This window comes from Corynebacterium sp. HMSC063G05, from assembly GCF_001810555.1.
Classification (GTDB): Bacteria; Actinomycetota; Actinomycetes; order Mycobacteriales; family Mycobacteriaceae; genus Corynebacterium; species Corynebacterium jeikeium_D.
Genome location: NZ_KV801851.1, coordinates 22,296 through 34,601 on the forward strand (window position 1 = coordinate 22,296; position 12,306 = coordinate 34,601).

At 56.5% G+C, this 12,306-nt stretch carries 8 protein-coding genes; 5 read left to right on the forward strand and 3 right to left on the reverse strand.

The features are described 5' to 3' along the window. Window positions 1-162: 162 nt before the first annotated feature. The 3 genes from HMPREF2751_RS06445 to putP form a co-directional block, all read right to left on the reverse strand. Window positions 163-663: a hypothetical protein gene (locus tag HMPREF2751_RS06445; RefSeq protein WP_049172012.1), complete on the reverse strand. Its 501-nt coding sequence runs from the start codon at window positions 661-663 to the stop codon at window positions 163-165. A gap of 108 nt (window positions 664-771) precedes the next feature. Further along, window positions 772-1,413, reverse strand: a complete 642-nt coding sequence (locus tag HMPREF2751_RS06450; protein WP_016422431.1) for an HNH endonuclease family protein — start codon at window positions 1,411-1,413, stop codon at window positions 772-774. Window positions 1,414-1,510: 97 nt separating this feature from the next. Beyond that, window positions 1,511-3,034 (reverse strand): sodium/proline symporter PutP, encoded by a 1,524-nt coding sequence (gene putP / locus HMPREF2751_RS06455; protein WP_016422432.1) that lies wholly within the window; start codon window positions 3,032-3,034, stop codon window positions 1,511-1,513. A gap of 579 nt (window positions 3,035-3,613) precedes the next feature. On the opposite strand from putP, the gene HMPREF2751_RS06460 reads away from it, so the two are divergent. From HMPREF2751_RS06460 to HMPREF2751_RS06480, 5 genes are read left to right on the forward strand one after another with little or no spacing between them, the layout of a single operon-like run. Then, complete coding sequence (locus HMPREF2751_RS06460) at window positions 3,614-6,853, forward strand: DEAD/DEAH box helicase (protein WP_070595716.1); 3,240 nt, start codon at window positions 3,614-3,616, stop codon at window positions 6,851-6,853. Then, the gene (locus tag HMPREF2751_RS06465) at window positions 6,853-7,911 is read left to right on the forward strand and encodes a hypothetical protein (RefSeq protein ID WP_070595717.1); all 1,059 of its coding nucleotides are present in this window, start codon (window positions 6,853-6,855) and stop codon (window positions 7,909-7,911) included. Before HMPREF2751_RS06460 ends, HMPREF2751_RS06465 begins: the two co-directional genes overlap by 1 nt. A gap of 2 nt (window positions 7,912-7,913) precedes the next feature. Then, window positions 7,914-9,089 (forward strand): metallophosphoesterase family protein, encoded by a 1,176-nt coding sequence (locus HMPREF2751_RS06470; RefSeq protein ID WP_069358834.1) that lies wholly within the window; start codon window positions 7,914-7,916, stop codon window positions 9,087-9,089. 3 nt (window positions 9,090-9,092) lie between these two features. Next, window positions 9,093-11,750 (forward strand): ATP-binding protein, encoded by a 2,658-nt coding sequence (locus HMPREF2751_RS06475; RefSeq protein WP_070595718.1) that lies wholly within the window; start codon window positions 9,093-9,095, stop codon window positions 11,748-11,750. A 14-nt stretch (window positions 11,751-11,764) separates the two neighbouring features. Beyond that, window positions 11,765-12,256, forward strand: coding sequence for a MarR family winged helix-turn-helix transcriptional regulator (locus HMPREF2751_RS06480; RefSeq protein ID WP_070595719.1), 492 nt, complete (start codon window positions 11,765-11,767; stop codon window positions 12,254-12,256). Window positions 12,257-12,306 lie beyond the last annotated feature (50 nt).

Genomic DNA, 12,306 nt, shown 5'->3' on the forward strand with positions numbered 1-12,306 from the left:
GTGAGGTGAGCTGGGTGGTCGTCGTCAGGCGACAACCGACGACCGCCCTTGGCGCTGACCTAGAAAATAAAAAACTGCCGGTACGCATGTACTTTCAAACCCGATTAGTCGGGCCGAAACGTACAGACGCACCGGCAGTTTTATTGTGTCTGAGCGTGAGCTCTAGATGAAGAACATCAGGATGCCGGCGACAACCCACAGCAGGGAGAAGATGCCGGAGAACATAGCCAGCTGGCCCTTCTGCTTGTCCCAGTCGAGCTCTTCAGCCTTCTTGCGACGCTCGATGAACTCCGGATCGTCAGCATCCTCGTCTTCGTCAGCGATGCCGAGGCCGGCCATCATCAGACGCTGACGCGGAATGACCAGGAAGAACAACAGTGCCCAGGCGATGATAGCCAGCAGAATTGCGGCGTGCATTGCCCCGGACTTCATGTAGGTCGACACATCGGTGAACATGACACCGAAGCCGAGCAGCGGCACGAGCAGCGACCACATGCCGTAGGTGCGCGAAATGGCGTGCATGGTGCGCGCGGCGCCGACCGTTCCAGCCTCTCCGCCGCGGGCTGCAAGCGCGAGCTTCGGGAACATCGAAATTGCGACAGTCACCGGTCCAAGCAGCAGAATTGCCGCCAGGACGTGAACCATAAGAACTACGTTTTGCACGTATTACCTTTCCACGACTGAATGTAGGCCTCGCGTTCAAGCGAGGAGTGGCCTGGATATTTCTTTATTAAGACCAGTCCTTAACTTAACGTGCTCGCACTATTTTCTCTATTTCGTGCCTTTTCCCGCGCGGATCCCACACGCAGCTGCCATCGCCGTCCAGTCTGCCGACGATACGGGCAGGTCCCATTTAATGGCCACCGCTAAGTAGCGATGCGAGTAGTGACACGCCTTCGCATCCTCGGGAAGCCATTCCGCCGGGCTGGCATCTCCTTTATCCCGGTTGACCGCGCTTCGCGTGGGCACGAGGTTGGTCTCGATATCGTTGGCAAATTGCCGACGCCTTTCGGAATCCCAGGCGTAGGCTCCGAAATCCCACGCCGCTGCCAACGGATAAATGTGGTCGATATCGACCTCATGCGCACCAACTGGGTCACCCGTGTAAGGGTCGGGGATTTCGCGCGGGGAGCCGTCGTCAAGCGAACACGCAGAGTCCCCGAACCACGCCGCCAACACTTTATGGCGTGTATTGCAATCGGCAGAACCTGCCCAGACGTCGAAGCGCTCGCGCTTGTATCCGGTGACGGTGGGGCGGTCGGCGACGACGCGTACGGTGCGCAGTTGCTTGACGACGGCTTCCGTCTCCGAGCCCGCGGGGGAGGAGGTGACGAGAACTCGCGTAAGCGCAAAGGATGAGACAAAGGCGGCAGTCAGGGAGGCGGCCAGGATGGCAAATAAAAAAGGGCGCATACCTAGTTGGGCGCGAAAAATACTTTTTCGGTTCCCTTGTAGGTATGCGCCGGGGCTAGCCTGCGGGGCTAGCGGAGGCCAAGCCTAGATCAAAGCGTTAGACCAGAGCCTGCTTTGCTGCGTGGTCGAACTCTTCCTTGATTTTCTCGTTCGGCTCCTTGGTAAGCAGCGTGACAATGATCATCACGACAGTTGCAGCGGCGAAGCCCGGGACGATCTCGTAGAGAGTGTCGCTGAGCGAGCTCATGCCCCATGCGAAGGAGACAACCGCACCGGTGATCATGCCGGCAGCAGCACCAGGGGTGTTCAGACGCGACCAGTAGAGGGCGGCCAGCAGCACCGGGCCGAATGCCGAGCCGAAGCCAGCCCATGCGAAGCCAACCAGATCCAGAATGGAGCTGTTCGGGTTAGCAGCGATGATTGCGGCGATGATGGCGATCAGCGCGACGGCGACGCGGGAGAGCGTCATGTAGGTCTTCGGACGCAGGGACTTGTTGACCGTTGCCTTGAACAGGTCTTCGATCAGCGCGGAGGAAGACACCAGCAGCTGCGAAGAAATGGTGGACATGATTGCTGCCAGCACTGCAGTCAGAATCAGGCCTGCAATCAGCGGGTGGAACAGGATGCGGGTCATGTCCAGGAAGATGGTCTCGTAGGAAGACGCATCAGTGACCGAAGCATCTGGGTTCGTAGCGAAGAAAACAGTTGCGGTCAGGGCCACGAGGACCGAGCCGAGCATGCACAGTGCCTGCCAGCCAACGCCCCAGCGGCGACCCTCAGTTGCGTCCTTTGCACTGCGCAGAGCCATGAAGCGGACGATAATGTGCGGCTGGCCAAAGTAGCCCAGACCCCAGCCGAGGAGACCGATAATAGTGATTAGCGGAATGCCGGCGAACGGATCGAAGAAGGTCTCAACCGGCTGTCCCTCGCTGCCCGGGTACGGGTTGTTAGCAGCAAAGCTGAAGATGTCCGAGAAGGAGTTGCCGTTGTTAATCAGGTAGATGATGCCGACAGTCGGAACCGTCAGCAGCGCAATGAACATGATGATGCCCTGCACCGCGTCCGTGTAGGAGACAGCAAGGAAGCCGCCGAACAAGGTATATGCGACAGTGATCCCCGCAACCAGCAGCATGCCGACGAGGTAGCTGCCACCGAACGTCGACTCCCAGTAGCGGCCACCTGCGACCATGCCCGAGGAGACGTAGAAGGTGAAGAACAGCAGAATAATCAGGCCTGCGGAAACGCGCAGCACCTTCGACGTATCGTGCAGACGGTTCTCCAGGAACGACGGCACGGTAATCGAGTTACGAGCAATCTTGGTGTAGCTACGCAGGCGCGGTGCGGTGAGCTTCCAGTTCAACCATGCGCCTGCGACCAGGCCGATTGCAATCCAGGTCTGATTCAGGCCTGAAAGATAAATCGCGCCGGGCAGACCCATCAGCAGCCAACCGGACATGTCCGATGCACCCGCTGACAGTGCTGCGACGAACGGATGCAGACCGCGACCGCCAATCATGTATTCGTCATACTCTGCGGTCTTTTTCCATCCGGTCCAACCGATGTAGACCATCAACAGCAGATAAATGACTAGTGCGATGATGAACCATGTTTGTTGGTCCACAGGGCAACTCCTCATTATTTATTAGGCGTACAGTCGGACTCACGCACTGCCCAGCACGCCGGAAACCGTTTCCTGGCGCATCACTCAATTTCAATTGAGTCAGTCCGCTTGACGACGTTCACAGCGTCGCAGCAACATCGAACCAGAAAGTGGCCGACAGAAACAGCGGAACCTGCGATTCGCAATGAAACACAACTTCGGCTTCCAGGCTGTCTACGTCAGTCAGCGGAGCCTACTGGCACATGCGAACCATGGCAGAACTATTGCACGAGTCACACATTTTTAATTCTTGTAGCTCATACGACGTTTGCATGTGATGCGCTGCATTGCAAGATAAGAAGCGTTGAAAAAGGCTTTAAAAATCGGTTAAGTGCGACAAATTACCTGGGAAAAGGGGTATTTGGGTGGAGGTGAAGTAATTTTTGCAAGATACATAATTCGAACACGCGTGCTAATCTTGTGGTGTGATGGAAAAGCTGCTCCGGGGTGCGTGGCAGAATCTTCATTGAAGAAATATCTGGTGGCGAAGTCGCCGGGTGATTAGACGGTGATGGCTGAGCAAGCAGTGGGGAGGAAGTAATGGGCCAAGTTGCTAAGTCAGCGGTGCCGTTGCTGCTGCACGCGGTCTGGAAGGATGATTCGGGTCTTCACCTATGGGTGGAGCGGCCAGAGGGGCACCGGATTATTGCGGACGTGGATTTGCTGGAAGTCCCGGCGCATCAGCGTCGGCTTTTTGCAGTCCTGGACCGGGGGAGTCGAGCGCAGCTGACGCTAAAACTGCGCACACCGAAGGGGCGGGCAGTAGAGAAAACGGTACCCACATGGGTGTTCCCGCCATGGGCTGCTGTGACAGCACTGGTGCAATTGCAGGAGGAAGTTTCCTCGGCGGCGATGGCGCCGGATCTTAGGTTCTTTGTAGATGTTGTACAGGGATTGGATGCTTTCGCACGCTCTGGGCGGGCACTGGTGGCGCTGACGTGGGAAGACAATGAGTGGTGGCCGACGTGGCGGATGTCGGAGGGGTTGAGTGAGATTGCCTGGCAGAGTCAGGTCATTTCCCGTACACCACCGGTGTTGATTGATAACGGAGGTGCCACGGTGGCTGAGGATTTCATCAATCGCATGTTTCATTGGGTCACCAACGCGCTCCTGGCCGATTTGGATGAACCGGCAGAACAGCGCCAGAGCTTCGTGCGGTCGTTGTTGCAGTCGGATTCCCTGGGGCGCGCGACGCCGGGGGTGGCGCAGTCGCTGGCAAAGTGGAGGCTGTCGGCCGATGGTGAGGATGTTCGCCTGCAGCTAATGGTGCAGGAACCCGTTGGTTTTGAAGGCCAGCTGGAAGACTTGCCGGATGTGGATCTTCCGCAGCTGTTGGAGTTGCGGGATCGAGCGGATGACGAAGGCGGCTCAGTAACTCGCCTCAATCCTCGTTCAGCTGCGGTGGAACATGAGACTCTATGGCCATTGCGGATGTACTACCGCATCGGTGTCGCAGCTCCAGAGCGCCTGAACCCAGAAATGTGTCGCCGGTCCGTGCTGTCGCTACTTCGCCCGCAGCTATTGGCTGCACAAGAGGCATTCCCGACGCTCAAATATGCGAAAGCAGCGGGCCACCCGGGCTTAGATCTGCTGCTGACCTCAGAGCAGCTGATAGAGCTTATGACTGATGGCATCTCGCAGCTGGCAAAGGTCGATATCGATGTGATGCTGCCGCCGAACTGGAAGTCAGTGGAGACCACCCTGCAGTTGCACACTGAAGTCGTCCAGTTAGATCCGACGGGGCCTGCTGGGCGCCGTTCGGAACCGAAACTCGGATTTGACCAACTGGTTGATTACGAGTGGAAGCTGGCCGTGGGGGATGCCGTACTGACGGAAGCGGAAATGCGTGAGCTCGCTGCATCGAGTACGGGGCTAGTGCATCTGCGAGACCACTGGGTGCACGCGAACCCAGAGGTAGCTAGAGAAGCCCTGAAGTTTTTGGTGGAGCAGACCAAGGCCGGGGAGGAGACCGGTAAGGGGCAAGCCACCCTGAAAGAGCTGGTCTTCGACGGTGGCTTGGAGTCGCAAGCTCCAGCAGCAGTGCCAGTCGCCCCCAGGGATCCCTCTTGGCTCAAGGCGTTGGTGTCGAAGTACTCAGACGGTTCCACGGCCCTCGCAGAGTCGGTCGAGGTGCCACCGAGTTTTGTCGGTGAGCTGCGGGAGTATCAACAGCGCGGTGTGGAGTGGCTGGCGGATATGTCCAACCGCGGCTTTGGTGTCATTCTCGCTGACGACATGGGGCTTGGTAAGACTGTGCAAATTCTGGCGCTGTTGGAGTATGAGCGCTGCCGTCGTCAAGCGGATGCGAAGGATCAAGAGCACAAGGCTTCGCTTCTGGTCGTTCCGACAGGTGTGCTGCGCAATTGGGCAGCAGAAGCGGCAAAGTTCACTCCAGAGCTCAAGGTTGGGCTGCTGCATGGTTCAAACCGTCCTCATGGTGAAGAACTACAGGGATTTATCGGGAAACACGATGTTGTTGTGACGACCTATGGTGTTGCTACCCGCGATGTGAACGAACTTTCCCAAGTGCAGTGGGATCATGTGATTGCTGACGAAGCGCAGGCAATAAAGAACCCCAACGCCCAGGTATCCAGAGCGCTGCGGAGCCTGGGCTCGCGACACAACATCGCCATGACTGGTACTCCGGTGGAAAACGACTTGGGCGAGCTGCGCACCATCATGGATTTCTGTAATCCAGGCATGCTGGGGTCGGCGAATGCATTTCGCAACAAGTTTGCGATTCCCATCGAGCGTGATGGGAATGCGGAAATGCTACTGCAATTGCAGTCGATTACAGCACCTTTTATTCTGCGCCGACTCAAGTCGGATCCAGCTATCGCGCCGGACCTGCCCAAGAAGAATGAGCAGGTGGAGATGGTTCCTCTCACGACGGAGCAGGCTTTCTTGTATCAGGAAGCTGTGAAGGACATCGAGGACAAGCTCAAGCGCTCGAAGCGGAATCGCTCTGGCAACTTCGGGCGAAAGAGCATCATCCTCGGCGGCATCATGAAGTTGAAGCAGATTTGCAACCACCCAGCGCACTACCAGCACGACGGCTCAGGGCTGCTTAATCATGGGCAGCATCGCTCGGGCAAGGTTGCACGGCTGGAAGAGCTCGTCGATGAGATTGTCCAAAACGGTGAACGCGCGCTTGTGTTCACGCAGTTCGTGGAGTTCGGCAAGATGCTCGCCCCTCATTTCAGCAAGCGCCTGGGCGTGGACATTCCGTTTATCCAAGGGGCAATGACTCCGGCACAGCGCGAGAAAGTAGTGGCAGAGTTTAATGCCCCGGACGGCCCACCAATCATTTTGCTGTCTACTCTCGCGGCAGGTGTTGGCATCAACCTGGTTGCCGCCAACCACGTCATTCACATTGACAGGTGGTGGAATCCAGCAGTTGAAAACCAGGCCACGGACCGCTCTTACCGCATCGGTCAGCGTAAAGACGTACACGTGCACAAGCTGGTCAGTGTGGGAACGCTTGAAGAGCGTATCGACGAGCTGGTTTTCGAGAAGGCAGAATTGGCGGATGCAGTTGTGCGTGCTGGTGAAACCAAGCTGACGGAGATGGACTTTCACCGTTTGCGGTCTCTGTGGCAATTGGACAAGGACAAGATTCAGGCACTGCGTGAATCGATGGACGCAGCGGAGTCAAAGTCCGGTGGGACGGTGACCGATGGGGTGACCCCGGAGGCCACGGCATTGGATTCCGCAACCTCGGATGACGATTCGATTCCCAACAATGTGACACCGTTTAGAGTCCAGAAGAGGTGGTACTAATGGCCGGTGACGGAGACGTGACATGGGGCGACAATGTCATCTTTGCCGAGTTTGGCAAGGGCCCCTCTGGAAAGCGCGGTCGTAAAAGGACTACGGCGCGAAGCGCACCAGCAACCAGCTCGACGATTGAAAAGCTCCTGGCCACCCAGGACTGGGCTGGTGCATTTACCGGGCAGCAGCGACGTGGAACCTCAGCGCGTGTGGAGGTCGAGCCACGTACTACTTTTGCCCGGTGGGTGTGGGAGTTCATCATCCGTGGTGCCGATTCGGGTCGTATTCACAGAGGCGAGAAGTACAGGTTCGACGGCAATGTGCTCGGGCTTCGAATCGCGGATGGTTACATCATCGGGGAAGTGCAGGGTAGCCAGCCGGAACCATTCTCAGTCTTTATTCGGTTCCCACGGCGGGAGCAGAAACAAACTGACGACGTACTGCGGTGGTTGGTGAACAATCCGTCGGCCTTCACAGAGTTTGAGCACGGCGAGTTGCCGTATGAGCAGATGGAAATGCTGTTGTGCGATGGTGAAGAGCACATTTATAGCGAATGCACCTGCCCGGACCCGGCACCTGTGTGTAAGCACACCGTTGCAGTCGCCGCTCAACTTGTCGCTGATATTGACCGTGATCCGCTGTCGCTAATGCAGCTGCGCGATTATCCGCAGCGCGAATTGCAACGCCGACTTCAGGAACTAACACAGCTGCGAAACCGGACTGCGCCAAAGCGCCTCGGGCTTGGCGGCGCGGTTCGGGAGGATCCCAATAAAATCGCCCAGAAGGCGGATGGGGCTGGTGGAAATGATGGCGGTGACAACGAGCAGAAAAAGGTTGCCGAGCTTTTCGCGGTCGAAGCCGACTACTGGGGCAATGATTTGGAACGAGTCAGTGTTCCTTCGCTCGAGGTTATTGCCCCACTAACAGTTACCGACCGTAGTTTGCTGCATGAAGCATTGCAGCCAACCTGCGTAATTTCGAGAGAGACCATTCGTGCAGTCGCCGATTTGGAAGATTGTTGGCAACATCTGCAGGAATCGCTGAGCCTGGGACAAAAGGAGCGCTAGTCATGAAATTCATTCACACCTCAGATTGGCAACTGGGAATGACTCGGTGGTTCCTAGAGCTCGATGGCGGTGAAGCCCAAGCTAGGTTCCACGAAAGTCGCCTCAACGCCATCGACCGCATCGGTGAGTTGGCGACTAGCGAAGGCGCTGAGTTCATCGTCGTCGCTGGAGACGTGTTCGATTCCAACACATTGCCGGACAAGGTGTTCTTGCGGGCTCTTGAGCGAATAGCCAAGCTACCCGTGCCGGTGTATCTCCTGCCCGGCAACCATGATGCGCTTGATGCTTCTTCCATTTATCGACGTAGTGCTTTCGAATCTTTGGAAGACCGAGGAGTTTACGTAATTCGCGACAGCCAGCCCATTTCCATCCGTGACGGGGTGGAACTCATCGGTGTGCCAGTACGCGGCAAGTATTCGGCAGACGACATCGTGGCGGAAATAGCCACGGAGCTTGAGCCGGCCGATGGAATCCGAGTGATGGTCGCACATGGCCAAGTAGAAGGCTTTGGTGCTGATGCGGGAGCCACCATTGATTTGACCAGCTTGGAACAGGCTATTGACCGTGGGGCGCTGCACTATGTGGCGCTGGGGGATTCCCACTCCACGAGCCAACTTGACCATGCTGGCAGAGTTTATTTCTCCGGCGCACACGAAACCACAGCGTATGACGACAAAGAACGGGATTCCGGCAATGCGCTAGTCGTCGACATCGCAGAGGACGACTCCGAAAAGGGCTCAGTTACCGTAGCCTCCCACCGAGTGGGGCGGTGGGCTTTTCATGCCATCGACATGGATATCACTGGCGCGGAAGACCTCGATGAGTTCTTTGCTGAACTGGACGGTATAGAGACGAAGACAGACACAGCGGTGAAGTATTCATTGCGAGGAACCGTGACACTGTCAGAGTCGACGACCTTTGAAAACCGACTTGAGCAGTACCAACAGCTTTTCGCTGCACTTTATCGCCGGGAAAGTGGCTCCGATTTAACGGTGGTTCCGTCCGAGGGAGATATCTCTAATCTCAATCTCACCGGTTATCCGCTCATAGCTGCAGAAAAACTAACGGTCTTGAGTAAGGGGCGAACCGAGAGCGGTAGCCCCCTATCAGAATCTGAAACCACCGCAGCAGCTGATGCGCTTCGCTTGCTGGCCCGCCTAGCCGGAGAGAAGGAATAAATCATGCGTTTTCACGACATCGAATTACACAATGTACGTGCGATTGATTCACTCTCAATCACAGGGCTCGCCGAGCGCGGCGTGGTAGTGATTTCCGGTGAAAACGAGTCGGGTAAGACGACAATCGCCAAAGCTATTCACGTTGCACTGACGACAAAATGGAAGTCCAAGTCAAGCGAAGCGCTTAGTCTGAACAGTCACTCCAGCCAGGAAAAGCCGCAGGTTAAGCTCCGGCTGGAGCTTGACGGCTACGAATTTACGCTGGACAAGATCTTTGGTAGCACCAAGGACACGGGCACAATCGTCACCGTCCACTCTCCGACAGCCGAGGTTCTTAAAGATGACCAGGCGGAAGAGTGGCTGGCCGCCCGAATGCACAATGCAGACACCAAGAATCTGTGGCAGGTCTTCGTTGCCGAGCAGGGGCAAGCACAAAAGACACTCTCCTTGGGCGGGTATGCGCAGGTCACAAGTGCCCTGCAGTCGGCATCGGGGCAGCGCGCGGAAACCGCAGAAGAGGTCGGTCTGTTTGAAGCCGTTGAAGCTGAATACGGCAACTATTTCCAAAAAAATGGCAAAGAGCGCAAGCAGCTTACCGACGTAGACAAAGAGCTGGCGGAAGCCCAGCGGGTGCGCGACGAAGCGGCGAAAAAGGTCCGGGAATTCGAGGCGCTCAATGAGGAAGCTGCTCGTAATGAAGAAAGCCAACACACGCAGCGGGCATCGTTGCCAGAAGCCAAAAACGAAGTCGAGCATTGGGCTCAGGCGCTCGAAGAACTCGAAAAGTTTAGGGTTGCCGTGTCCCAGGCACAGGAGGTCTCTGCAGCGGCGAAGCAGCAGCTGGACTTAGCTACACAGGCTCAGCAAGAGCGCGAAACCTTCATTCAGCAGGCACAAGATGCCAGGGATCAGCATTCCGCCGCAGAGAAGAAAGTAGCTGAATTTAAGGAAGCGTTCGATAAGGAGGTCGCAGCTTTAAAGAAGGCGCAGGAAGATCGCGATGCGGTTGTAAACACGTACCGCGAAGCTCGAAAGGCAGAAGAACTGGCCGCAGCTGAAGTTGCATTGGGAGAGAAGCGCGGTTTGGTTGAAGCCCTGTCGAAACGAGTGGAAAAACTCGATGCGCTCCGCGCGCAATTGGCAGAGCACAACGAGGTAATTGCTCGGAATTCCGTTACCGAGGAGGTAATGGAAAAACTGTTGACCTGCGAACGCGAAGTTGCAACAGCCACCGCTGTGCTGGAGGCGTCGAGCCCGAGTGTGCAGCTCTCGGCTAGTAGCGCGCAGGAGGTCACGGTCGAGGGCGAGAAAGTGGGGCTAGCTCCGGAGGCTGAGACAGTTCAACGGGCGGTAACTAAGCCATTGGCCATCGAAGTCGGCGACGTCACGGTTGCTATCCAGCCCGGAGACGGCTCAGATTCGCAGCAGCGCAAGCTAGAAAAAGCAGAGACATCGCTCAAAGAACAGCTTGAGGCGGCAGGCGCTGATTCTGTCGCGGAAGCACAAAAGGCACACACACGACGTCGTGAAGCGGAAAAAGCAAAATTCCAGGTGGAGACATCCATAACTGCGGTGTCCGACGGCGTGGAGTATCACCAGCTCACAGCAGAGTTGGACGATGCGAAGGAAGAAGCACGAGTACACGGCGAGCGGTATCGGGAACTTGCGGGCGAGGAAGCGCCGACGGAGATTGACTTGGTATCGGCAAAGTCCCGGCTGGAAGAAGCTGCAGTGGGGCGTAGGGATGCCGAGTCGGAGCGCGACAGTGCTGATATGCGCTTGTCGAAGCTGGAGAAGCGTCCTGCATACGCCAACTATACGAAGGCCAGCAGCGAGCTTGAAGGGGCTCGGTCCGTCCTGAAGGTCCGCGAAGATTCGCTCACGGCGACGCGAGAAAAAGCCTCGGACGCCGAGATCTTTGCTGCGGTGGAAAACCGAGGCAAGGACTATGAGGCGGCAGAAGAGCAACTGGCTGCGGCTCAGAAGGAGCTGGCGCAGCGGGATGCCGACGACGTGGAAGCATCGCTCGCGGGCGCTAAGCAGCGACGGGATGCAGTTGAGAATCGCCTGGCTGAGCTGGAAAAGCGTCGGCAAGAGATTCGGGTGCACTTGGGCTATTTCGACAGCGCGAATGAGAAACTGGCAGCAGCTGAGGGAGTAGTGGAGCGAACACAGCGAGATCGGAATTCAATGCGTCGACGTGCAGCTGCCGCCAAGACTCTCATGGAGGTAATGACACAGGCACGCGTGGCATCGCGGAATGCGCTGGCTGACCCCTTGCTGCGCAAGCTCGAAGAGTACGGTGGCGGTGTGTTCGGTGCGGGAACTCAGTTCACGATGAATGAGGACTTGCAGATTGAGTCACGGTCCAATGCCGATGGCAAGTTCGATGTCGATGAGCTATCTGGTGGAGCGCAGGAGCAGCTGGACATTCTGCTGCGCTTGGCCGTTGCCGGTGTCATGGAGGGCGGGCAGGGCGCTCCGGTGATTATTGATGATGCATTAGGTTATTCAGACGAACACCGTTTGCGGCGGATGAATAATGCTCTTGCCAAAGCGGGGCGCGATATGCAGGTATTAGTCCTGACGTGCGATGAAGCCCGCTTTGATCGTGTGACAGGAGCGGAGTTTATGAAAATTCAGGATTTGGTTTCAAGATAGTAGGCTCTGTACATATGCAAGATGTTCCGTGGTTAAGTGATGAAGAGCAGCGGTTATGGCGCTCAATTCTGAACGCTAAACGGGCCGTTGACAGGTCAATCGACCTTCAGCTGCAAGATTCTCTCGATATTTCCACTGCAGATTTTTCGGTTCTGGTTGTTCTCTCCGAGACTGAAGACAATGTAGTGCGCATGCGCACCCTGTGCGAATCCCTGGAATGGGACCGCAGCCGAATGTCGCATCAAATTACTCGCATGGAGCGACGCGGGCTAGTAACTAAGGAACGCTGCGCCTGCGATAACCGTGGTATTGATGTCACGCTTACTGAACACGGTCGAACCGTGATTGAGAAGGCGGCGCCGAACCATGTGAAGCTTGTGCGCCATGTTTTGTTTGATGTGCTCGGTGAGAATATCGACTATCAGGGGATTTCCGCTGTGCTCGATAAGATTGCAGAGACCGCCAATGCTACGGTCACCGATTCAGTCGACGGAAAAGCAGAGTAGCCAGAAGTTTTTTGTGAGTGTTTTCTCATTTGTCTCCGCTACGAGGCTCT